Here is a 26,854-nt window from a genome sequence, read left to right on the forward strand (position 1 = left end):
GGTCTTCCCGATAGTTCGGGAAAGACCTAAACCATTTTGCGTATATAATGGTGAATGCCTTTTTATACGATTATTTCATTTTTATTTTAATTAAAATTCCGTCCATAGATGTCAGCAACGCAAACTGAAAGATTGAATTTTTCCTCTGTAAAAAATAAGCCGGAATATCCCGACTTTTTGGACATTCAGATTAAATCCTTTCAGGATTTTTTCCAGTTGGAAACCAAATCAGAAGAAAGAGGCCAAGAAGGATTGTACAAAACCTTTTTGGAAAATTTCCCGATTACCGATACCCGAAACCAATTCGTTTTAGAGTTTTTGGACTATTTCGTAGATCCGCCAAGATATTCCATACAGGAGTGTATTGAACGTGGTCTTACCTATAGCGTGCCTTTAAAAGCACGTTTAAAACTGTACTGTACGGACGCCGAGCACGAAGATTTTGAAACCATCGTGCAAGATGTTTACTTAGGTACAATCCCGTACATGACCCCTAGCGGAACTTTCTGCATCAACGGGGCCGAGCGTGTAGTTGTTTCGCAACTTCACCGTTCGCCAGGGGTGTTCTTTGGCCAGTCGTTCCACGCTAATGGAACCAAACTTTACTCTGCCCGTGTAATCCCTTTTAAAGGTTCGTGGATTGAGTTTGCCACAGATATCAACAGTGTAATGTACGCGTACATTGACCGTAAGAAAAAGTTACCTGTAACTACACTTTTCCGTGCCATTGGTTTTGAAAGGGATAAGGATATTCTTGAAATTTTTGATCTTGCGGAAGAAGTAAAAGCTTCAAAAACAGGACTTAAAAAATATATTGGTCGTAAGCTAGCCGCCCGTGTGCTAAAAACTTGGCATGAGGATTTCGTAGATGAAGATACTGGCGAGGTTGTTTCCATAGAACGTAACGAGATTATTTTAGACCGTGATACTGTTCTTGAAAAAGAACATATTGACGAAGTAATTGATTCTGGTTCTAAGACTATATTATTACATAAAGAGGATAATCTTCAGGCAGATTACGCAATTATCCATAACACTTTGCAAAAGGATCCTACCAACTCAGAAAAAGAAGCGGTAGAACATATTTATAGACAGCTTCGTAACGCTGAACCGCCCGATGAGGAAACAGCTCGTGGCATCATCCACAAACTTTTCTTCAGCGACCAGAGATATAATCTTGGTGAAGTAGGTCGTTACAGAATGAACAAAAAACTTGGTCTTGATATCGCAATGGATAAGCAAGTGCTTACCAAAGAAGATATCATTACCATTGTTAAATACTTGATCGAGCTTATCAACTCCAAAGCTGAGATTGATGATATTGACCACCTTAGTAATCGTCGTGTACGTACTGTAGGGGAGCAATTATCACAACAGTTTGGTGTTGGTCTTGCCCGTATGGCGCGTACCATACGTGAGCGCATGAACGTTCGTGACAACGAGGTGTTTACACCTATTGATTTGATTAATGCGAAAACACTTTCGTCAGTAATCAATTCATTCTTTGGTACCAACCAGCTTTCTCAGTTTATGGACCAGACCAACCCTCTGGCAGAGATTACGCACAAGCGTCGTCTTTCAGCACTTGGGCCAGGTGGTCTATCCCGTGAAAGGGCAGGTTTCGAGGTTCGTGACGTTCATTATACACACTACGGAAGGCTGTGCCCGATTGAAACCCCGGAAGGACCAAACATTGGTCTTATTTCTTCACTTGCGGTTTATGCCAAAGTGAACAACCTTGGTTTCATAGAAACTCCATATCGTAAAGTAACGGATGGAAAAATTGACTTGAAGCACGAACCCGTTTATCTTTCTGCTGAAGAAGAGGAAGAAAAACATATTGCACAAGCCAATATACCATTAACAGATAAGGGTGAAATTGATACAGATAAGGTAATTGCACGTATGGAAGGTGACTTCCCACTTGTGGAACCAACAGTAGTAAATTACGCCGATGTTGCACCAAACCAGATTGCATCTATTTCTGCATCGTTGATTCCTTTCTTGGAACACGATGATGCTAACCGTGCATTGATGGGGTCAAACATGATGCGCCAGGCGGTACCTTTGTTGATTGCAGATTCACCAATCGTTGGAACAGGTCTTGAAAGACAAGTTGCCTCCGATAGCCGTGTATTGATAAATGCTGAAGGAGATGGTGTGGTTGAATACGTTGATGCAAATGAAATTACCATTAAATACGACCGTACCGAGGAAGAGCGTATGGTAAGTTTTGATAGCGATTCAAAAACATATCAATTAATTAAATTTAGAAAAACAAACCAAAGTACTTCCATTAACTTGAAGCCTATTGTTCGCAAAGGCGATAGAGTTAAAAAAGGACAGGTACTTTGCCAAGGTTATGCTACCGAAAAAGGAGAACTTGCACTGGGACGAAACATGAAAGTCGCTTTCATGCCTTGGAAAGGTTACAATTTTGAGGATGCAATCGTTATTTCTGAAAAAGTGGTTCGTGAAGATATTTTCACTTCTATCCATATAGATGAATATTCTTTGGAAGTTCGTGATACCAAACTTGGTAACGAGGAATTGACAAATGATATTCCCAATGTATCGGAAGAAGCCACAAAAGATTTGGATGAATTCGGTATGATCCGAATTGGAGCCGAGGTAAAACCTGGTGATATCCTTATCGGAAAAATTACTCCTAAAGGAGAAAGCGATCCAACTCCAGAAGAAAAACTGCTTCGTGCCATTTTTGGTGATAAAGCAGGTGATGTTAAGGATGCTTCTCTTAAAGCTTCACCGTCTTTGAATGGCGTGGTAATAGACAAGAAATTGTTTGCCCGTGCTGTAAAAGATAAACGTAAGCGAGCGAAAGACAAAGAAGATATCGCTGAACTTGAGGCAAAATACGAAGCAAAATTTGTTGCGCTTCAAGATGTATTGGTTGAAAAACTTTTCGCCATTGTAGGTGGAAAAACTGCCCAAGGTGTAAACAATGACCTTGGCGAAGTAGTATTCCCAAAAGGTAAAAAGTTCACATTAAAAATGCTCCATGCCGTTGACGATTACACCCACTTAACTGGTGGTACTTGGACGACCGATGATGAAACCAACGTGTTGGTGGCAGATTTGATGCACAACTATAAAATTAAAGAAAACGACCTTCAAGGTAACTTGCGTCGTGAGAAGTTTACAATCTCTGTGGGAGATGAGCTTCCTTCCGGAATTTTGAAACTTGCAAAAGTTTACATCGCTAAAAAGCGTAAACTGAAAGTAGGGGACAAGATGGCGGGACGTCACGGAAACAAAGGTATTGTTGCACGTATTGTACGTGAAGAAGATATGCCTTTCCTTGAAGACGGAACTCCTGTTGATATCGTGTTGAACCCACTTGGGGTACCATCGCGTATGAACATTGGGCAAATTTATGAAACGGTTCTTGGATGGGCTGGACAAAAATTAGGTCGCAAATATGCAACCCCGATTTTTGATGGTGCAACCATTGATCAAATCAATGAATTGACCGATGAAGCTGGAATCCCAAGATTTGGACACACCTATCTATTTGACGGTGGAACCGGTAAGCGTTTTGATCAACCTGCAACCGTAGGTATAATCTATATGCTGAAACTGGGCCACATGGTAGATGATAAGATGCACGCGCGTTCAATCGGTCCCTACTCACTTATTACGCAACAGCCGCTTGGTGGTAAAGCACAATTTGGTGGTCAGCGTTTTGGGGAGATGGAAGTTTGGGCACTCGAAGCATATGGTGCATCCAGCACACTTAGGGAAATATTGACTGTTAAATCTGATGATGTTATTGGAAGGGCGAAAACCTACGAGGCAATCGTAAAGGGTGAAACCATGCCAGAACCAGGATTACCGGAATCTTTCAACGTACTTATGCACGAATTGAAAGGATTGGGTCTTGACATTAGATTAGAAGAATAAATTGAAACCCCTGCTAATGCAGGGGTCTCAAAAATTCTTACCGAAACCATTTAAATGGTTTCAAAAACAACAACAAAGTTTATTTAAATCATGATGAACAGAAATAAAGAAAACACAGTACAGAAATTCGACAAGATTTCTATTGGTTTGGCTTCTCCTGAATCCATTTTGGCGGAATCACGCGGCGAAGTTCTAAAACCCGAAACAATCAACTACCGTACGCACAAGCCAGAGCGTGACGGTCTTTTCTGTGAGCGCATTTTCGGTCCGGTAAAGGATTACGAATGTGCCTGTGGTAAATATAAAAGAATACGCTACAAAGGTATTGTTTGCGACCGTTGTGGTGTGGAAGTAACGGAGAAGAAAGTACGTCGTGACCGTGTGGGGCATATCAATTTGGTGGTTCCCGTGGCGCACATTTGGTACTTCCGAAGCCTTCCGAACAAAATTGGTTACCTTCTTGGGTTGCCTTCCAAGAAATTGGATATGATCATTTACTACGAGCGTTATGTAGTAATTCAGCCAGGTATTGCAAAATACGAAGGTGGTGAAGCCGTTAAGAAAATGGATTTCCTTACTGAAGAGGAATACATTGCAATCCTTGACACACTTCCGCAGGAGAACCAATATTTGGAAGAAAGCGATCCAAACAAATTTATCGCGAAAATGGGAGCGGAGTGCTTGATCGATCTTTTACAAAGAATCGATTTGAACACACTTTCGTACAACCTTCGCCATAAAGCAAACAACGAAACTTCAAAACAACGTAAAACCGAAGCGCTGAAACGTCTTCAAGTTGTGGAAGCACTTCGTGATGCAAACAAAAACCGCGAGAACAAGGCCGAATGGATGATTATGAAAGTAATCCCGGTAATTCCGCCAGAATTACGTCCATTGGTGCCACTTGATGGTGGTCGTTTCGCAACATCAGATTTGAACGATCTTTACCGAAGAGTAATCATTCGTAACAACCGTTTGAAGCGATTGATGGAGATTAAAGCTCCAGAAGTTATTCTTCGTAACGAAAAACGTATGCTTCAAGAATCGGTAGATTCATTGTTTGACAATACACGTAAATCTTCCGCGGTAAAAACTGACAGCAACCGTCCGTTGAAATCCCTTTCAGATTCATTGAAAGGAAAACAAGGTCGTTTCCGTCAAAACTTGCTTGGTAAGCGTGTGGATTATTCGGCACGTTCGGTAATCGTCGTTGGACCAGAATTGAAATTGTTCGAGTGCGGTCTTCCAAAAGATATGGCTGCCGAGCTTTACAAACCTTTCGTAATCCGTAAATTGATTGAGCGAGGGATTGTAAAAACAGTAAAATCTGCAAAGAAAATTATAGATAAAAAAGAGCCGGTAGTTTGGGATATTCTTGAAAATGTTTTGAAAGGACACCCAGTATTGCTAAACCGTGCTCCAACGCTTCACCGTTTGGGAATCCAAGCGTTCCAGCCTAAATTGATTGAAGGCAAGGCAATCCAGCTGCACCCATTGGTATGTACCGCATTCAACGCGGATTTCGATGGTGACCAGATGGCGGTACACCTTCCACTTGGGCCAGAGGCTATTTTGGAAGCCCAGTTGTTGATGCTCGCTTCGCATAACATTTTGAACCCTGCGAACGGATCTCCGGTTGCGGTTCCTTCACAGGATATGGTTTTGGGTCTTTATTATATGACCAAACTGAAAAAGACCATGGGCGATGTGGTGGTTAAAGGAGAAGGACTTACTTTTTATTCTGCCGAAGAAGCTATTATTGCCTACAACGAAGGGCAAGTAGATTTGAATGCCGAAATAAAAATACGTACCAAGGATTTCAACGAAAATGGTGAATTGGTAAAACAAATCATCACCACAACTTTGGGAAGAGTAATCTTCAACGAGCAAGTTCCCGAAGAAGCTGGTTTCATTAATGAGGTATTGACGAAAAAATCACTTCGTGATATTATCGGAAGGATTTTGAAAGTAACTTCAGTTCCCGTTACTTCAGCTTTCCTTGATGAAATTAAAACCCTTGGCTATAAATTCGCCTTTGAGGGTGGATTGTCTTTCAGCCTGGGTGATATTATCATTCCTGCCGAAAAACAAAGTATGATTGATAGTGCCAACGAACAAGTAGATGGCATTATCAACAGCTACAACATGGGTCTAATTACCAACAACGAACGTTACAACCAGGTAATTGATATTTGGACCGCAACCAACGCTGAACTTACCGAGCTTTCTATGAAGCGTATTCGTGAAGATCAGCAAGGTTTCAACTCTGTGTATATGATGCTTGACTCTGGTGCGAGGGGTTCCAAGGAACAAATTCGCCAGCTTACAGGTATGCGTGGATTGATGGCGAAACCAAAAAAATCAAACTCCGGTGGAGGCGAGATTATTGAGAACCCGATTCTTTCCAACTTTAAGGAAGGTCTATCAATTCTTGAGTACTTTATCTCTACCCACGGTGCGCGTAAAGGTCTTGCGGATACCGCTCTTAAAACAGCGGATGCAGGTTACCTAACCCGTCGTTTGGTGGATGTTTCACAAGATGTTATCATCAATATTGAAGATTGTGGCACCCTTCGTGGAATCGAGGTTTCACCATTGAAAAAGAACGAAGAAGTTGTAGAAACTTTGGGAGATAGAATTGTTGGGCGTACCGCGCTTAATGATATCGTAAACCCATTGACCAAGGAATTATTGGTTGCCTCCGGCGATCACATTTCTGAGGAAATAGCAGAAGCCATTGAAAAATCGCCCTTGGAAAGTGTGGAAGTTCGTTCCGCCCTAACTTGTGAGGCAAAACAAGGAATCTGTTCACAGTGTTACGGTCGTAACCTTGCAACCAATAAAATGGTTCAGCGTGGTGAAGCAGTAGGTGTTGTGGCCGCACAATCCATCGGGGAGCCCGGTACACAGCTTACGCTACGTACCTTCCACGTGGGTGGTATCGCGGGTAACATTTCCGAAGAAAATAAATTGGTCGTTAGATTTGACGGAAAAGCTGAGATCGAAGATCTTAAAACCGTTAAAGGTGAAGACAACCAAGGAAAAACGGTAGATATCGTTATTTCCCGTACTTCTGAAATTAAACTTGTTGACAAGAAAACAGGAATTACACTCAGCACCAACAACATTCCTTACGGTTCCACACTGTATGTGAAAGATGGCGATAGCCTAAATGCCGGTGATGTTGTGTGTTCTTGGGATCCATATAACGGGGTAATTATTTCTGAATTTGCTGGAAAGATCAAATACGAAAACATTGTTCAAGGTTTGACCTATCAGGTTGAAATCGATGAACAAACCGGTTTCCAAGAAAAGGTAATTACAGAATCTAGAGATAAAAAACGTATCCCGACCCTGCAGATTTTAGGGAAGAAAGACGAAATTATCCGAAGCTATAACCTGCCGGTTGGTGCCCACTTGATGGTGGACGATGGCGACAAGATCAAGATTGGTAAAGTACTGGTGAAAATTCCACGTAAGTCTGCGAAAGCGGGTGATATTACTGGAGGTCTTCCACGTGTTACCGAACTTTTTGAAGCGCGTAATCCTTCCAACCCAGCGGTTGTTAGCGAGATTGACGGGGTAGTTTCCTTCGGAAAAATTAAGCGTGGTAACCGCGAGATTATCGTCGAGTCCAAATTGGGCGAACTGAAAAAGTATTTGGTAAAACTATCAAACCAAATTCTTGTTCAGGAAAACGATTACGTTCGTGCAGGTATGCCACTTTCCGATGGTTCCATTACGCCAGAGGATATCCTTCGCATTAAAGGCCCTTCAGCAGTACAACAATATCTTGTGAACGAAGTTCAGGAGGTTTACCGTCTGCAAGGGGTGAAAATTAACGACAAGCACTTCGAGGTGGTTGTTCGCCAAATGATGCGCAAGGTACAGATCCAGGATCCGGGAGATACAACTTTCCTTGAAGATCAATTGGCTCATAAAGATGATTTCATTGAAGAAAACGATAAGATTTTTGGAATGAAGGTGGTAACAAACGCCGGTGATTCCGAAAACTTGAAGGAAGGACAAATCCTTACTTCACGTGAACTTCGCGATGAAAACTCTTTATTGAGAAGAAATGACAAAGTGCTTGCAGAAGCGCGCGATGCGGTTCCTGCAACGGCAACTCCGGTACTTCAAGGTATCACCAGAGCGTCGTTACAGACCAAGTCATTCATCTCTGCAGCTTCATTCCAGGAAACCACCAAAGTACTTAACGAAGCGGCTGTTGCCGGTAAAGTAGATACTTTGGAAGGCTTGAAAGAGAACGTAATTGTAGGACATAAAATACCAGCCGGAACCGGTATGCGTAGATATGATACTATAATTGTAGGCTCTAAACAAGAGCTTGAGGAAATGAACCGCGTAAAGCAAGAAGTAAATTATAATTAATACTGAAAAAGGTGCGTTTTGAGAAACGCACCTTTTCTTTTTATAAAAAACACATGGCAGATCAAAAGAAAGAACAGCCCAAGCAAGGGCAGATAAATATAGAATTGGATGAAAGTGTTGCGCAGGGAATTTATAGTAACCTGGCAATTATCAATCATTCCGTTTCTGAATTTGTGGTTGATTTTGTTACCATAATGCCAGGAATCCCAAAAAGTAAAGTGAAGTCGAGAATTATCTTGACGCCACAGCACGCAAAAAGATTCCTAAAGGCATTGAACGACAATGTAAAAAGATTTGAGAACGCCCACGGCGAAATAAAGGATTACGAGCAACCGCCCATTCCTTTAAACTTCGGCCCGACCGGCGAAGCATAATAAAAAATCCAGCTTTTTGAGCTGGATTTTTTTTATTTAGTTATAAGTTATGGGTTTTTTGCCTAAAGCCTTTTTATTTTGTCTTTTCAAATTCACTCACAAAATGCAATTTCACATTCGGATATTTTGATTGCGTCATCTGCAGCGTAAATGCTGAATCTGCGAAAAACACCAATTGGCCGCGCTTGTCCTTCGCCAAAAACTTCGCTTTAACCCTTTTAAAATCTGCAAATTCCTCGCTTTTTGGATCTTTTGCTTCTACCCAACAGGCTTTGTGCACGTTTAGATTTTCATAGCTGCATTTTGCGCCATATTCGTGTTCCAAACGATATTGAATTACTTCAAACTGAAGTGCGCCCACGGTTCCTATTACTTTCCTGCCATTCAATTCCAAAGTGAAAAGTTGCGCCACACCTTCATCCATCAATTGGTCAATGCCTTTTTCAAGCTGTTTGCTCTTCATTGGGTCTGCGTTGTTGATGTATTTAAAGTGTTCCGGTGAAAAGCTGGGGATGCCTTTATATCGCATTTCCTCGCCTTCAGTCAACGTATCGCCAATCTTAAAATTTCCTGTGTCGTGAAGCCCGACAATATCGCCGGGATAGGAAATATCAACAATTTGTTTTTTTTCAGCAAAAAATGCATTTGGGCTACTGAACTTTAATTTTTTGCCATTTCGAACGTGCAAATACGGTGAATTTCTTTCAAAAGTACCCGAAACAATTTTCACGAAAGCCAAACGGTCGCGGTGCTTCGGGTCCATATTTGCGTGAATTTTAAATACGAAGCCCGAAAATTCCTTTTCGTCCGGTTTCACCAAACGCGTGTCGCTTTCTTTTGGGCGCGGGGTAGGGGCAATCTCTACGAAACAATCCAACAATTCACGCACGCCAAAATTATTCAAAGCCGAACCAAAAAAAACGGGTTGAAGTTTCCCTTCCAAATATTCCTCACGGTCAAAATCTGGATAGACCTCATAAACCAATTCCAGTTCATCGCGAAGGGTTTTTGCTGGTTTTTCGCCAATAAGCTTTTCAAGTTGTGGGCTTTGAACATCTTCAATTTCAATGGTTTCCTCAATATTTTTTCTGCTATCGCCACTAAAAAGATTTATATTCTTTTCCCAAATATTATAAATTCCTTTAAAGTCATATCCCATTCCGATGGGGAAGCTTAGAGGTGTTACGCGTAGGTTCAGTTTTTGTTCAATCTCGTCGAGCAATTCAAAAGCATCCTTTCCTTCGCGGTCCATTTTATTGATGAAAACAATCATCGGGATATTGCGCATTCGGCATACTTCAACAAGTTTCTCGGTTTGTTCCTCAACTCCTTTTGCCACGTCAATTACCACAATTACGCTATCAACGGCAGTCAATGTTCTAAAAGTATCCTCGGCAAAATCCTTGTGGCCGGGCGTATCAAGAATGTTGATTTTTATGCCTTCGTATTCAAAAGCCAACACGGATGTTGCCACGGATATTCCACGCTGGCGCTCTATTTCCATAAAATCGCTGGTAGCGCCTTTTTTTATTTTGTTGCTTTTTACCGCGCCCGCTTCCTGGATGGCTCCACCAAAAAGAAGTAGTTTCTCCGTTAAAGTAGTTTTTCCCGCATCGGGGTGGCTAATGATACCGAAAGTTCTTCGGCGTTTTATTTCTTTTTGTAGGGACATTTTTTTAATCTAAATTGGTTGCAAAGATAAAATTTGTAAGTATAGAATTGGCCTCTTGACTAATATAATTAATCAATCTTTATATCTGTTTTTGCGATAAATCTATAATTTTTCCTACGGTTTTTTTCTTGTTAGTTTTTGTTTTATGTACAGTCAATATTCTAAATATCGGGGTCGCTTTTTATGATAAATAAAGAAACAAAAGGTTAGAACGCTGTTTTTTTCCTACCTATAGATATCTCAAAAGCCTTATATTCAGCATATATACGTACTAACACGTATGTCTTTTTCCTACAAAATTCCTTTCATTTTTTATCAATTTAGGTCGTTTGCCGACTATTTTTTACATTTTAGCTAATACTTGTTTGTCAGTAATTTTTAACAGTTTTTACACTGTATATTTGACCATTAATTGAGGTGAAATGTTCAATTATTGCATTATCAAAAGATATCGGTATAAATAAAATTCTAACTTATGTTTAAAATAATTACTAAATTATTTGCTTCTGATAAGAGGTTCTTAATAGGTCTCATTTTAATAGTTTGCTTGAGTAGCCAAGGTTATTCTCAGGTAAAAGAATCTAGCGATGGAGAACAGGTAATATTGCCATATTCCCAAGAATATTTGGATCAATATAACGCTAATTTAGATAAAAAAGCGGCGGAATATAATTCAACTTTCCGTTCAAGGTCTAAAGCTGAAGCTTTCAATAACGCCCAAAGAGGAGGAACGGTTGGGGCTTGTAATTTAATTACTTGCGGTTCCTTTGAAAAAACGGATGTTAACGGGGGAACTTTCCGCACCGCTGTAGGGGGAACAAATGGACAATACCAAGCCGATGCCAGATATACTTGCTGGAACGATGATGGGACGGTTGATTGGTCAGAGGGACAGTATATTTCTTACTCAACTACGAACTCAAACGTTTTATATCCCGCTATTATAGAACCTTCCACATTTGATGGAGGTGGTTTTGCTATTTTTTCTTATCAAAATGAAGCAATTCGTCAAACTTTAAATGTTGTTCCAAATACAATTTATACCGTGTGTTTTGAAATAGCAGTAATACCTCGATATAATACGGTAAACAGTAACAATCAAGGAGGTGGAGTAATTGAATATGCGCCCAATTTGCAATTTGGAGTAAGAAATGGGGCTGTTCAAATTTCTGATCCATTAACTTACACCCACAACGATTTAGTACAGCATCCATTGAGTGATTTCCCAACGAGATTATCATTTGCCACAAATGGTAATAACGGAAATCAGAACCCTGGAGGCTGGACCGAGATAAACCCTTATTGGGAAAATAGATGTATTACTTTTAGATCTGGCAATAGTGCTACATCGGTTGAAGTTTTTTACAAAACTGGAAACCCTGGAAGATCAGTTGTTTTAGTTGATGGTTTAAGATTATCGGTTGAGGGTTATGCAAATGCCCCTACGCTTTCTCTAACTGAAAAGACCTATTGTGTGCCTACACAAGTACAACTAGATAGCTTTGTTACTTCTACAACTCCACCAGGAGCACAATTAAGATGGTCTGCTAACTCAGATTTAAGTAATCCCCTGGCTGTTAATCCAACTGTTACGACTCCAGGTATTTGGTATGCATTTTATTTTAACCCCACTTTAGGTTGTACTTCACCATCCCGAAAGCTTACATTAACAAATACAGATTTAAATTCAAGCTACACAAAAGTAAATGTAACTTGTTTTGGTGGAAATAATGGTTCTATTGATTTATCTGTTACCGGTGGATCAGGGACATACACTTATGCCTGGACCGCCAGTAACGGTGGAAGTGGTTTAAATCCCACAGCTCAAGATCAATCTGGTCTAACTGCTGGTACTTACAATGTAACTGTTAATGACGGTACTTGTACTACTTTAGAAACTATTGTAATTAATCAACCTAATCAAATAAATGTCGATGCGGGCAATTACGGTCCACTTTGTGACCGAATAAATCCCATAACTCTAACGGGTACTCCTACGGATTCCAATGGAACTTGGACTGGAATAGGTGTTACAAATAATGGCAATGGTACGGCAAGCTTCAACCCAACGGGTCTTAGTGGCACGATAACTGTTACCTATAGTTATACAAATGGTAGTGGCTGCTCCAACAGCGATACTGCTGATATAGTAATTAACACCACACCTTTAGTAGACGATCCGTCGGATGTTACTGCCTGCGACAGCTACACGCTTCCTGCCTTGACGCACGGAAACTACTTCACCGGCAGCGAGGGGACAGGTACTGCATTGAGCGCTGGTTACATAGTTGAGACTACCCAGACAATTTACGTGTACGCAGAGACTGGCACTACGCCCAACTGTACCGCTGAGAACAGCTTCTTGGTAACGATCAACGACACCCCTTTGGTGGACGATCCGTCGGATGTTACCGCCTGCGACAGCTACACGCTTCCTGCCTTGACGCACGGAAACTACTTCACCGGCAGCGGTGGTACAGGTACTGCATTGAGCGCTGGTTACATAGTTGAGACTACCCAGACAATTTACGTATACGCAGAGACTGGCACTACGCCCAACTGTACCGCTGAGAACAGCTTCTTGGTAACGATCAACGACACCCCTTTGGTGGACGATCCGTCGGATGTTACCGCCTGCGACAGCTACACGCTTCCTGCCTTGACGCACGGAAACTACTTCACCGGCAGCGGGGGGACAGGTACTGCATTGAGCGCTGGTTACATAGTTGAGACTACCCAGACAATTTACGTATACGCAGAGACTGGCACTACGCCCAACTGTACCGCTGAGAACAGCTTCTTGGTAACGATCAACGACACCCCTTTGGTGGACGATCCGTCGGATGTTACCGCCTGCGACAGCTACACGCTTCCTGCCTTGACGCACGGAAACTACTTCACCGGCAGCGGGGGGACAGGTACTGCATTGAGCGCTGGTTACATAGTTGAGACTACCCAGACAATTTACGTATACGCAGAGACTGGCACTACGCCCAACTGTACCGCTGAGAACAGCTTCTTGGTAACGATAAATAATTGTGGAATTCAACTTGAAAAAATTGCTAGTCCAAATAACTCTCAGGGTTGTACCCCTATAGCTCCAGGAGAATCGATTACATATACATTTAATGTTTCAAATCCAGTAGGGAACGCTCCTATAAATAATGTTGAATTAAGAGATCCATTAATTGACCCAACAAACAATCCCCTTCCTGGCCCTGTTAGTGGAGATACATCAAATCCAGGAGTTTTAGACGCAGGTGAAACTTGGGTTTATACTGCTTCCTTCATAATAACTCAACAAGATATTATAAATGGACAAGTTCAGAATACTGCTACAGTAAATGGACTGGTTCAAACCACAGGCAATCCTTATCCAGTTTCAACTTCTGACTCGGTTACAGTAAATCTTTGCCAAAATGCTGAAATTTCCATTGTGAAATCTAGCGTGAGCGCAACTGGAGATTGTATTAATTTTGAAGTTGATGATACAATTGACTACAAATTCGTAGTAACAAATGAGGGTGATGTTGATATCACGGATGTTATTGTAAACGATACTAAGCTTGGTGGTGTAATTGCTGGGCCTGCAATGGGAGACGTTAATCTTGACGGAATATTAAATGTAGGTGAAGTTTGGACATATAATGCATCATATACGATTACACAGTTCGATATAGATTTTGGTTCAGTAGTGAATATTGCAACCGTAGAAGGTGATACAGCTTTGGGGCATAGAGACGCTACCAGTAATACAGTTACAGTTTTAATCTGCCAGAGCGCGGACATCGCGATCGTAAAATCGAGCGATCAAGTACCGGGCAACAACGGATGCGTTGACCTAGCGGAAGGCGATGTTATCACCTATACCTTTACAGTGACCAACGAGGGCAATGTTTCCATAGACAATGTAGTTGTGGCCGATCCATTGGTAGGCCTTTCTGCAATCACTGGCCCAACGGGCGACACCGGTTCAGACGGTATCCTTGGACTTGATGAGATTTGGGAATACACGGCGACCTATACCGTAACGCAGTCAGATGTTGACGCTGGCCAGGTAACTAACCAAGCAGCAGTCAACGGCCTTGCAATGAACCCATCAAATACTCCGGTATCCGATGACTCACACCCAACCTCTACCACAGCGGATGGCGATACAGTTGTGGTTATCTGCCAGAGCGCGGACATCGCGATCGTAAAATCGAGCGATCAAGTACCGGGCAACAACGGATGCGTTGACCTAGCGGAAGGCGATGTTATCACCTATACCTTTACAGTGACCAACGAGGGCAATGTTTCCATAGACAATGTAGTTGTGGCCGATCCATTGGTAGGCCTTTCTGCAATCACTGGCCCAACGGGCGACACCGGTTCAGACGGTATCCTTGGACTTGATGAGATTTGGGAATACACGGCGACCTATACCGTAACGCAGTCAGATGTTGACGCTGGCCAGGTAACTAACCAAGCAGCAGTCAACGGCCTTGCAAGGAACCCATCAAATACTCCGGTATCCGATGACTCACACCCAACCTCTACCACAGCGGATGGCGATACAGTTGTGGTTATCTGCCAGAGCGCGGACATCGCGATCGTAAAATCGAGCGATCAAGTACCGGGCAACAACGGATGCGTTGACCTAGCGGAAGGCGATGTTATCACCTATACCTTTACAGTGACCAACGAGGGCAATGTTTCCATAGACAATGTAGTTGTGGCCGATCCATTGGTAGGCCTTTCTGCAATCACTGGCCCAACGGGCGACACCGGTTCAGACGGTATCCTTGGACTTGATGAGATTTGGGAATACACGGCGACCTATACCGTAACGCAGTCAGATGTTGACGCTGGCCAGGTAACTAACCAAGCAGCAGTCAACGGCCTTGCAAGGAACCCATCAAATACTCCGGTATCCGATGACTCACACCCAACCTCTACCACAGCGGATGGCGATACAGTTGTGGTTATCTGCCAGAGCGCGGACATCGCGATCGTAAAATCGAGCGATCAAGTACCGGGCAACAACGGATGCGTTGACCTAGCGGAAGGCGATGTTATCACCTATACCTTTACAGTGACCAACGAGGGCAATGTTTCCATAGACAATGTAGTTGTGGCCGATCCATTGGTAGGCCTTTCTGCAATCACTGGCCCAACGGGCGACACCGGTTCAGACGGTATCCTTGGACTTGATGAGATTTGGGAATACACGGCGACCTATACCGTAACGCAGTCAGATGTTGACGCTGGCCAGGTAACTAACCAAGCAGCAGTCAACGGCCTTGCAATGAACCCATCAAATACTCCGGTATCCGATGACTCACACCCAACCTCTACCACAGCGGATGGCGATACAGTTGTGGTTATCTGCCAGAGCGCGGACATCGCGATCGTAAAATCGAGCGATCAAGTACCGGGCAACAACGGATGCGTTGACCTAGCGGAAGGCGATGTTATCACCTATACCTTTACAGTGACCAACGAGGGCAATGTTTCCATAGACAATGTAGTTGTGGCCGATCCATTGGTAGGCCTTTCTGCAATCACTGGCCCAACGGGCGACACCGGTTCAGACGGTATCCTTGGACTTGATGAGATTTGGGAATACACGGCGACCTATACCGTAACGCAGTCAGATGTTGACGCTGGCCAGGTAACTAACCAAGCAGCAGTCAACGGCCTTGCAATGAACCCATCAAATACTCCGGTATCCGATGACTCACACCCAACCTCTACCACAGCGGATGGCGATACAGTTGTGGTTATCTGCCAGAGCGCGGACATCGCGATCGTAAAATCGAGCGATCAAGTACCGGGCAACAACGGATGCGTTGACCTAGCGGAAGGCGATGTTATCACCTATACCTTTACAGTGACCAACGAGGGCAATGTTTCCATAGACAATGTAGTTGTGGCCGATCCATTGGTAGGCCTTTCTGCAATCACTGGCCCAACGGGCGACACCGGTTCAGACGGTATCCTTGGACTTGATGAGATTTGGGAATACACGGCGACCTATACCGTAACGCAGTCAGATGTTGACGCTGGCCAGGTAACTAACCAAGCAGCAGTCAACGGCCTTGCAAGGAACCCATCAAATACTCCGGTATCCGATGACTCACACCCAACCTCTACCACAGCGGATGGCGATACAGTTGTGGTTATCTGCCAGAGCGCGGACATCGCGATCGTAAAATCGAGCGATCAAGTACCGGGCAACAACGGATGCGTTGACCTAGCGGAAGGCGATGTTATCACCTATACCTTTACAGTGACCAACGAGGGCAATGTTTCCATAGACAATGTAGTTGTGGCCGATCCATTGGTAGGCCTTTCTGCAATCACTGGCCCAACGGGCGACACCGGTTCAGACGGTATCCTTGGACTTGATGAGATTTGGGAATACACGGCGACCTATACCGTAACGCAGTCAGATGTTGACGCTGGCCAGGTAACTAACCAAGCAGCAGTCAACGGCCTTGCAAGGAACCCATCAAATACTCCGGTATCCGATGACTCACACCCAACCTCTACCACAGCGGATGGCGATACAGTTGTGGTTATCTGCCAGAGCGCGGACATCGCGATCGTAAAATCGAGCGATCAAGTACCGGGCAACAACGGATGCGTTGACCTAGCGGAAGGCGATGTTATCACCTATACCTTTACAGTGACCAACGAGGGCAATGTTTCCATAGACAATGTAGTTGTGGCCGATCCATTGGTAGGCCTTTCTGCAATCACTGGCCCAACGGGCGACACCGGTTCAGACGGTATCCTTGGACTTGATGAGATTTGGGAATACACGGCGACCTATACCGTAACGCAGTCAGATGTTGACGCTGGCCAGGTAACTAACCAAGCAGCAGTCAACGGCCTTGCAATGAACCCATCAAATACTCCGGTATCCGATGACTCACACCCAACCTCTACCACAGCGGATGGCGATACAGTTGTGGTTATCTGCCAGAGCGCGGACATCGCGATCGTAAAATCGAGCGATCAAGTACCGGGCAACAACGGATGCGTTGACCTAGCGGAAGGCGATGTTATCACCTATACCTTTACAGTGACCAACGAGGGCAATGTTTCCATAGACAATGTAGTTGTGGCCGATCCATTGGTAGGCCTTTCTGCAATCACTGGCCCAACGGGCGACACCGGTTCAGACGGTATCCTTGGACTTGATGAGATTTGGGAATACACGGCGACCTATACCGTAACGCAGTCAGATGTTGACGCTGGCCAGGTAACTAACCAAGCAGCAGTCAACGGCCTTGCAATGAACCCATCAAATACTCCGGTATCCGATGACTCACACCCAACCTCTACCACAGCGGATGGCGATACAGTTGTGGTTATCTGCCAGAACCCAGTTATCGCGATCGTTAAGACGGGTGTGTTCAATGACGTTGACGGCAACCAGTGCGCCGATGCGGGCATCGATACTATAACCTATACGTTCACGGTTACCAATGAAGGAAACGTGAGCCTATCGGGCATAACAGTGACCGACCCATTGCTGCAGGCGCCGAACCCAATAGTGGACATCGTGTTCCAGGGTGGCGATACCGATGGCGACAATGAGCTTGACGTGACCGAGACCTGGACCTACACGGCCACCTCGTATACCATCACACAGGATGATATCGATACGGGCAGCGTGACCAACCAGGCAACCGTGACGGGCACTGCACCAGACCAGACCACGGTAGAGGATCTATCGGGAACAGATGTGACCAACGATAACGAGACCGTTATCGAGCTGTGCCAGAACCCAGTTATCGCAATCGTGAAAACTGGAATCTTCAATGATGAGAACCAAAATGATTGTGCAGATGTGGATGAGACTATCAGCTACACTTTCACAGTAACAAATGAAGGGAATGTGAGCTTGAGTAATGTAACCGTAACCGATCCATTGATTGCTACAATCACTGGCCCCACAGGTGACACTGATAGTGATGGCGAGCTTGACGTTACTGAAACTTGGGTATTTACTGGAACTTATGTAATAACACAAGACGATATTGATCTTGGATTAGTGAAAAACCAAGCTACAGCTGAGGGTACAGCACCTGATGCTACAGTGGTGAGCGACTTATCGGACGAGAGTAGTGTTCTTGAAGATGATCCAACAATTGTTGAACTGTGTCAAGATCCTGCTATTGCAATCGTGAAAACTGGAATCTTCAATGATGAGAACCAAAATGATTGTGCAGATGTGGATGAGACTATCAGCTACACTTTCACTGTTACCAATGAAGGAAACGTGAGTCTAAGTTCTGTTGAAGTGACTGATCCATTATTAGGAGGACCAATTGCAGGACCAGATAGTGGCGACACTGATGGTGATGGAGAGCTTGATGTTACTGAAACTTGGATTTACACAGGTAATTATTCAATAACGCAAGATGATATAGATGCGGGTCAGGTAGTTAACCAAGCTACAGCAAAAGGTAATGATCCAATGGGCAATCCTGTTTCTGATCTTTCAGATGAAAGTAGTGTTCTTGAAGATGATCCAACAATTGTTGAACTGTGTCAAAATCCTGCCATTGCAATAGTTAAAACTGGAATCTTCAATGATGAGAACCAGAATAACTGTGCAGATGTGGATGAAACTATTAGCTATACATTTACTGTTACCAATGAAGGTAATGTGAACCTAAGTAATGTAACTTTAACGGATCCATTGATTGCTACAATCACTGGTCCAACAGGAGACACTGACGGAGACGGAGAACTTGATGTTACTGAAACTTGGGTATATACAGGAAATTATGCAATCACACAGGTTGATATAGACGCTGGCGAAGTAATTAACCAAGCTACAGCGGAAGGTACTGCTACTGATGCTACTGTTGTAACGGACCTTTCTGATGAAAGTAGTGTGCTTGAGGACGATCCTACTATAATTGAACTATGCCAAAACCCAGTAATAGCTCTTATTAAAACTGGAGTTGTTGATGATACAAATGGAAATGGTTGTGCAGATGTAGGTGAGACTATTGAATATAGCTTCACAGTATTCAACCTTGGTAACGTTACATTATCAAATATAACCGTAACAGACCCATTGGTGAGTGTAATAGGAGGACCAATAACATTGGCCCCAGGTATTACTGACGGAACATCTTTTACAGCTTCTTATACAATTACACAAGCTGACATAGATGCTGGATTTGTTGAAAACCAAGCTACAGCAACAGGTACTGATCCTTCTGGAAATTCCGTAAGTGATCTATCTGATGATAATAGTGAGGTTGAAAATGATCCAACTATTACTGAACTTTGCCAGAACCCTGCAATAGCATTGATAAAAGTGGGAGTTCCAAATGATGAAAATGGTGATGGCTGCGCAGATCTTGGTGAAACTATTCTCTACACCTTCAGTGTTAAGAATACAGGAAATGTTGCATTGACCAACATAATAATAACAGATCCATTAGTGACTGTTGTTGGTGGACCGATTGATTTGATCGCAGGAGAAGAGGATACAACAACCTTTACCGCTGTATATACAATCACTCAAGCTGATGTTGATGCAGGCCTTGTGGAAAACCAAGCTACTGCAGAAGGTATTGCTCCTAACGGGGATGTGGTAACAGATCTGTCTGACAATAATAGTTATACAGAAGATGACCCAACCATAGTAGATGTTTGTAACGTAGTTTCAAACCCTTCGATTTCACTTGAAAAAACAGGTGTGTTCAACGATGAGGATGGAAATGGTTCGGCAAATGTTGGAGAAACAATATCATATACATTTACCGTAACCAATACTGGAGATGTGACTTTGTACAATATTGTTATTACGGATCCATTACCCGGTATTGAAATCTTCGGAGGACCAATTGCAGAATTGGAGCCAGGTGAGGTAGACAGTACTACATTTACAGCAACCTATACTATCAACGATCAAGATATAGGAAATGGTGAAGTAGTGAACCAAGCTACCGTAACTGGAGAAGATAGTGAAGGAACTATCGTTGAAGATGAGTCTGATGATCCAACAGATTTAACCAATACCGATAATAACGGTGATGGTGAACCTGATGATCCAACAGTTGTAACACTTCCTTTCGTATTGGATACAACCTTTGAAATATTCAACGGTATTACACCGAACGGAGATGGACTTAACGATTATTTCCAAATAGTTGGAATTGAGAACTGGCCAAATAATAACGTGAAGATATTCAACCGATGGGGCGTACTCGTCTTTGAAACTAACGGTTACGGCGGCTCAGATGGTAAACAGAATGTTTTCAGGGGTATTTCTGAAGGACGTGTAACTGTTCAACAGAACGAAGAACTGCCAACAGGAACATACTTCTATATTCTTACCTTCCCGGCAGATAATCCAGGCAAGGCAGATTATACAGGTTACTTATATATTAACAGATAGAAAATCAAAAAAATTCCTGGGAGGAAATTCCCTCCCAGGATTAAAATACATAACTATGAAACACAGTTATCTAACGCTACTAATTTTGATTTTACTTGGCACGTTTTCAAGTAAAGCGCAGCAGGATCCACAGTACACGCAATATATGTACAATACGCAGGTGGTAAACCCTGCATATGCCGGAAATCGTGAAGCCTTAAGTATTGGTCTGCTATACCGAACCCAATGGGTAAATTTTGGTGATGGAGCCCCTAATACGGGTACCTTCACAGTAAATTCACCAATTGCAAGCAATATGGGGCTAGGCCTATCTATAGTAAATGATAGAATTGGACCGGCAGTCGAAACAAACTTTAATATAGACTATTCTTATAGCATTAATACTTCAGAAACGGGCAAAGTTTCATTCGGTCTTAAAGCAGGACTCGATATCTTGGATGTAGATTTTAATAAATTGAACATCTTGGATGATAACGACCCCTATTTTGAAGAAAATAATGTAGACAATAAACTGCAACCGCAAATAGGTGCAGGTATTTATTATAATACCGAAAAGTTTTATGCAGGTCTTTCTGTTCCAAACTTTTTAACCACCAAACATTTTGACACGGGCAGTATAGAAAATACGCAAATTGAAACAACCGCTGCAGAACGTATGCACTATTTCCTTATTGCGGGTTATGTGTTTGACCTTAGCGATAATCTAAAGTTTAAGCCCGCAACCCTTTTTAAAATGGTAAGTGGTTCTCCTTTACAGGCAGATGTGTCGGCAAACTTTTTATTATATGACAAAGTTACCCTCGGAGCAGCATACAGATGGAGTGCTGCAATGAGCGGACTAGTTGGCTTTCAAGCTACAGACAATATTTTCATAGGCTTTGCTTATGATTACCAAACAACAGATATTGAAGCTTACAGCGATGGTTCTTATGAAGTTATGCTTCGCTTTGAATTGTTTAACAGACCAGAACGAGTGCTAACACCAAGATTCTTCTAAAAAATAAAGACTATGAATACAATAGTACGTAACATATTTATAATCGCAATGGTGGTCTTTACCACCAGTAATGCCTTTTCACAAAAAAAGGATATTAAAAAAGCAAACAAAGAGTTTGATAAGTTTGCCTACATAGATGCCCGCGAAATATATTTAAAGGTAGTTGAAGACGGATATGAATCTGCTGAAATATTTAAGAACCTGGGTGACACATATTATTTTAACAGTGATTACACAAATGCTGCAAAGTGGTATGATAAACTTGTAAACCAATTTCCAGATCAAACCGAAGCAGAGTATTATTACCGGGCGGCACAATCTTTAAAAAGCTTAGGAAAATATGCTGAATCTGATGCACTTTTAAAAGATTACATTGCCAAAGGAGGCAGTGGACTAGTAATAAAAACCTATGAGGACGATCCTAATTATTTGAAAAGCACTGTTTTTAAAGAAAGGGATTTTGTTATTGATAAAGTTTCAGTCAATTCATCAAATTCAGATTTTGGCGCAACGTTTTACGGAAAGGATAAAATAGTATTTACTTCAGCAGGAAACTCAACCGGTGCCAAAATAAATGAATGGAACCAAGAACCATATTTAGATCTTTTTATAGCTGATAGAGCACCTAAAGGTGAATTGAGCAATCCTATGAAGTTAGGAGGTGATATAAATACCGCCTACAATGAATCTACAGCTACTTTCTCTAAAGATGGAAAAACCATTTATTTCACCAGAAATACTTATTTGGAAGGAAAAAAGGGTCTTGATAAATCTAATAAGAAGTTTAAGACCTTGAGATTGTCGCTTTATAAAGCCACAAAAACCGGAGATCATAATTGGACAAATATTGTTGAGCTTCCTTTTAACAGTAAAGAATATTCTGTGGCACACCCCGCATTAAGCCCAGATGGAAAAAAATTGTATTTTTCTTCCGATATGCCAGGTACATCTGGTATGTCTGACCTTTGGTATGTTGATATCTTGGGCAACGATAAGTACGGACCCCCCGTAAACTTAGGACCTGAAATAAATACAGAAGCTAGAGAGTCTTTTCCTTTTATAAGTGATGCTAATAATCTTTACTTTTCCAGCGATGGTCGCTCAGGCCTTGGAGGTTATGATATATTTGTAACTCCACTTGATAATGAAGGAAAACCTGGAAAAATAACAAATTTAGGTGCTCCCACAAATAGTGCCCAAGATGATTTCGGCTTTATCATTAACGAAGACGATCGCATAGGTTACGTAGCCTCAAATAGAGGGGGAGATAGGGGTAGTATTGATGACGATATTTATTTGGTAAAAGAAATTTGTTCAATTACCATACAAGGTAAAGTTTTTGACAAAGAAACGAAAGACCCGTTGCCTGGAACACAAGTGAGCTTACTTGATGAAAACAATCAATTGGTAAGTCAAACCACAGCTAAAAATGACGGAACCTATAGTTTTGTTGGTGATTGTGGAACACAGTATACAGTAAGGGGAGTAAAAGAAGGATACAACCCTTATGAAAAAATGATTGAAACTCCAATGCTCTCCGGTACTGTGGATGTACTCCTTCCACTGGAAAGAATTGGCCCATGCCCTCCCAATGATTTAGGCTGTAAATTGAACTTACAACCAATCTATTTCGATTTTGATAAATCAAACATCCGTCGCGATGCTGAAATAGAACTGGCTAAAATTCTAGCGGCCATGAGAGAATACCCAGAGTTAATTATTCATATTGAATCGCACACAGATTCACGTGGTAATGACAGTTACAATATGGCTCTTTCAGAGCGTCGCGCACAATCTACACTTAAGTGGTTAGTAGGTAAAGGCATTGACGCCAGTAGACTTACTGCCAAAGGATATGGAGAATCACAACTAGTTAACAATTGTACAAATGGAGTGCCCTGTACTGCCGAAGAACATCAGCTTAATAGACGCTCCATGTTCATAATAAAGAATTAGATTAACCAAATTAAATAATAAGAAGCGTTCAATACTTGCTATTGGGCGCTTTTTGCTTTTAAAACGTTTTCCCTTTTCGTACTTTTGAACCCAAAGGGCTATTAATGGAAGAAGAAAAGGTAATCCTCGTTAATGAAAAGGATGAGAAAATTGGGTTAATGCTCAAACAGGAAGCCCATGCAAAAGGGGTTCTACACCGGGCATTTTCAGTTTTTATTTTTAATTCAAAAAAGGAACTGATGTTACAACAACGTGCCGTTCATAAATATCATTCTCCAGGGCTTTGGACCAACACTTGCTGCAGCCATCAGCGAGATGGCGAATCTTCGCTGGATGCTGGAAAAAGAAGACTTTATGAAGAAATGGGTTTTGTCACAGGTTTAAAAGAAACAACTTCCTTCATTTATAAAGCACCTTTTGACAATGGTCTCACAGAGCACGAACTGGACCATATTCTTGTGGGAAGCTTTGATGGAACTCCCGATATCAATCCAGACGAAGTAGCAGCGTGGAAATGGATTGGCTTGGAAGAAGTAAAAAAAGATATTCAAGTCAACCCAGAAATTTATACTGCATGGTTTAAAATTATTTTTGATAAATTTTACCAACACTTACTTATATGAGCCTTACCGTCTATAGAAAAGCACATTTTAACGCCGCCCACAGACTTTTCAGAAAAGAATGGGACGATGCTAAAAACCTTGAAGTGTTTGGGAAATGTAGTAATCCCCATTATCACGGTCATAATTATGAGTTGGAAGTTGGAATTTCTGGGGAAATTGACCCAAAGACAGGCTTTTTGATTGATCTTAAAATTTTAAGTAATATTATTAAAGAAGAAGTTGAAGATTCCTTTGATCACAAAAATTTAAACATAGAAGTCCCCGAATTTAAAGATCTTAATCCCACCGTAGAAAATATAGCTGTTGTGATCTGGAACAAAATCAGGATGCGAATTGATTCAAAATATGGTATTTCAGTGAAACTCTATGAAACGCCACGTAACTTTGTTTTCTATAACGGTAATCAATGATTACATTACCTCCATTATATCCTTTAAAATTCTCCCCTATACTGAAAGAAAAAGTGTGGGGAGGAAATAAATTACAAAAGCTATTCCACAAAACTGCCAAAGGATATGTGGGAGAAAGTTGGGAGATTTCAGGGGTGGAAGATAGTATTTCTGAAATTGCAAATGGCCCCTTAAAAGGACATACGCTCAATTGGATATTGAAAAATTATAAAGAAAAACTGGTTGGAGAAAAAGTCTATCAAGAATTTGGGAATCAATTTCCATTACTATTCAAGTTTATTGATGCTCGTGAAGATCTTTCCGTTCAAGTTCATCCTGACGATTTTTTAGCTAAAGAAAGGCATAATTCCTTCGGAAAAACTGAAATGTGGTATATCTTGAATGTGGAAAACGACAGCAAGCTTATAGTGGGATTCAATAAAGAGATTAACCAAAAGCAGTATGTTCATTATCTCTCTGAAGGCAAAATTACCGAAATCTTGAATACCATACCAATAAATAAAGATGACGCTTTTGTTTTAAAGCCTGGAACCGTTCATGCCATAGGAGCAGGAGTGCTTTTGGCTGAAATTCAACAAACTTCAGATATCACCTATCGTATTTATGATTGGGATAGGCCCGATACTAATGGCCAAATGCGTGCATTGCATACTGATTTAGCTTTAGGGGCAATTAAGTTTAACCAATCAAACTCCAAAATTGCTTATTCCCCAGTAAAAAATTTACCCAGTCTTATCAGTACAACAGATTTTTTTACCGTAAACAAACTCGTGCTTTCTAAAAATTACATCCGAAACCTAAAAGATATCCCTTCTTTTACCGTATATATGTGCATAGAAGGAAACGCAGTACTGAAATCTGACGATTTTTTAGAAGAAATTAAAATGGGAGAAACTATCCTGATTCCTGCACAATTGCCAGAGCTCAAATTCAGTACCAATTCAGCATCATTTTTAGAAGTGTACATTCCTTAATTGTTCGTACCTTTGCCGAAATTATAAAAATTCACAATTAATTAAAAAATACCGCCTTAGCGGGAAAATTATGGCAAACGTAAGAGATTTAAAAAAAGACATTAACTATGTCTTGGGTGATATTATTGAAGCAGTTTACATTTGGGAGCTAACCAATCCAGATAAAGACAACAAAAAGGCTGAAGCAATTATTGATGAAGCAATTGTAACTTTTGATGAGCTAATTACAAAAGTAAACCAAAAGGATGTGGAAGATAAAAAGAAACATTTTAAAGCAGTAAATACTGAACTTGAGGAACGTGGCAGAAAGCTTATAGATAAGATAAACGCATTATAGTATAGTATCTTCCTTTTTACGCTTTACAATAAAAGACTCCAATTCCTTACCGTATTTGGAGTCTTTTATTTTTGGCGCCAATGAATTATAGACAGTATCCAAGTATTTGATATTTGAATTATAGGCCTCGCTCAAAATCAAGTAGGGCGCTACTTCATAATCTTTATTGTTTAGCGCAAAATTGATTGTAGTTAAATATTTACTCGATATAAGCGCTTGTTGTTTTCTGTTTAAATCTATTTCTGATGAATCGTTATTTTTCTTTCCTTTTTTGAAACGTTGTTCAATATATTCAAGATTTTTTGCCACGTAACGTTGCTTCAGTTTGTCATATTCCTTTAAAATACTATCGTTTGCGGAGCCTTTTACTGTTGCGGCACTGCCAAAATTTTCCAATTTCGTTTCGATATTCAATTCTCCATTTTCAGCAAAAAATGTAATTCGGTCGTCCCGAAGACTACCATCTTTAAGCCTTACATATAAATAATAAATTTCAGGACTTTCCACTTTTTCAGAAAAGGAAAAACTTGAATTTCCGTCAACGATTACAGAATCTACGGTAACCAATACCGTGTCTTCAAATTTCTGTAGTAGTAACGTGCCCTTTTTAAGTCCTTTCACTGTTCCGGTAAGATTCATCGTTTCCGTATCTGTGGAACAACTTAGCAACGTAAGGAAGATTATGGTAAGGGAAAGAATATAGCGCATCTTATATTTTTTTAAAGGACAAACCTAAGCCAATAGCAATTGAGATTTTTTAAGGTGCAAAGATGATATTTTTTTTAGA

General features: G+C 41.5%; 12 protein-coding genes. 10 read left to right on the plus strand and 2 right to left on the minus strand.

The genetic code is table 11. The features are described 5' to 3' along the window. Window positions 1–108 precede the first annotated feature (108 nt). The 3 genes from rpoB to JK629_RS09440 all read left to right on the plus strand — a co-directional run bounded on the left by rpoB (window position 109) and on the right by JK629_RS09440 (window position 8,687). Entirely contained in the window at window positions 109–3,921 is a 3,813-nt protein-coding gene (gene rpoB / locus JK629_RS09430; protein WP_202335382.1) for a DNA-directed RNA polymerase subunit beta, read from the plus strand. Between the two features lie 93 nt (window positions 3,922–4,014). Further along, the gene (rpoC, locus tag JK629_RS09435) at window positions 4,015–8,313 is read left to right on the plus strand and encodes a DNA-directed RNA polymerase subunit beta' (RefSeq protein ID WP_202338039.1); all 4,299 of its coding nucleotides are present in this window, start codon (window positions 4,015–4,017) and stop codon (window positions 8,311–8,313) included. 53 nt (window positions 8,314–8,366) lie between these two features. Continuing rightward, window positions 8,367–8,687, plus strand: a complete 321-nt coding sequence (locus JK629_RS09440) for a DUF3467 domain-containing protein (protein ID WP_202335383.1) — start codon at window positions 8,367–8,369, stop codon at window positions 8,685–8,687. A 73-nt stretch (window positions 8,688–8,760) separates the two neighbouring features. Here the strand turns inward: JK629_RS09440 and JK629_RS09445 are convergent, their stop codons facing one another. Beyond that, entirely contained in the window at window positions 8,761–10,359 is a 1,599-nt protein-coding gene (locus tag JK629_RS09445; protein WP_202335384.1) for a peptide chain release factor 3, read from the minus strand. Window positions 10,360–10,834: 475 nt separating this feature from the next. Between JK629_RS09445 and JK629_RS09450 the strand changes: the two genes are divergently transcribed. The 7 genes from JK629_RS09450 (at window position 10,835) to JK629_RS09480 (ending at window position 26,067) form a co-directional block, all read left to right on the plus strand. Further along, the gene (locus JK629_RS09450) at window positions 10,835–20,770 is read left to right on the plus strand and encodes a DUF7507 domain-containing protein (RefSeq protein ID WP_202335385.1); all 9,936 of its coding nucleotides are present in this window, start codon (window positions 10,835–10,837) and stop codon (window positions 20,768–20,770) included. A 55-nt stretch (window positions 20,771–20,825) separates the two neighbouring features. Continuing rightward, the gene (locus JK629_RS09455) at window positions 20,826–21,767 is read left to right on the plus strand and encodes a PorP/SprF family type IX secretion system membrane protein (RefSeq protein ID WP_202335386.1); all 942 of its coding nucleotides are present in this window, start codon (window positions 20,826–20,828) and stop codon (window positions 21,765–21,767) included. Window positions 21,768–21,779: 12 nt separating this feature from the next. Further along, entirely contained in the window at window positions 21,780–23,723 is a 1,944-nt protein-coding gene (locus JK629_RS09460; protein ID WP_202335387.1) for an OmpA family protein, read from the plus strand. A 104-nt stretch (window positions 23,724–23,827) separates the two neighbouring features. Next, entirely contained in the window at window positions 23,828–24,346 is a 519-nt protein-coding gene (gene idi, locus JK629_RS09465) for an isopentenyl-diphosphate Delta-isomerase (protein ID WP_202335388.1), read from the plus strand. Then, a complete protein-coding gene (locus JK629_RS09470; RefSeq protein ID WP_202335389.1) occupies window positions 24,343–24,756 on the plus strand; it encodes a 6-pyruvoyl trahydropterin synthase family protein in 414 nt (137 codons plus the stop codon). Before idi ends, JK629_RS09470 begins: the two co-directional genes overlap by 4 nt. Beyond that, complete coding sequence (locus tag JK629_RS09475) at window positions 24,753–25,730, plus strand: type I phosphomannose isomerase catalytic subunit (protein ID WP_202335390.1); 978 nt, start codon at window positions 24,753–24,755, stop codon at window positions 25,728–25,730. The genes JK629_RS09470 and JK629_RS09475 overlap by 4 nt, the downstream gene beginning before the upstream one ends. A 70-nt stretch (window positions 25,731–25,800) precedes the next feature. Beyond that, a complete protein-coding gene (locus JK629_RS09480; RefSeq protein WP_202335391.1) occupies window positions 25,801–26,067 on the plus strand; it encodes a hypothetical protein in 267 nt (88 codons plus the stop codon). Here JK629_RS09480 and JK629_RS09485 read toward each other — a convergent pair. Next, entirely contained in the window at window positions 26,062–26,775 is a 714-nt protein-coding gene (locus tag JK629_RS09485; RefSeq protein WP_202335392.1) for a DUF4369 domain-containing protein, read from the minus strand. The two genes, JK629_RS09480 and JK629_RS09485, sit on opposite strands and share 6 nt — an antisense overlap. Between the last annotated feature and the right edge of the window lie 79 nt (window positions 26,776–26,854).

Origin of the sequence: Aequorivita iocasae, assembly GCF_016757735.1 — a bacterium.
GTDB lineage: Bacteria > Bacteroidota > Bacteroidia > Flavobacteriales > Flavobacteriaceae > Aequorivita > Aequorivita iocasae.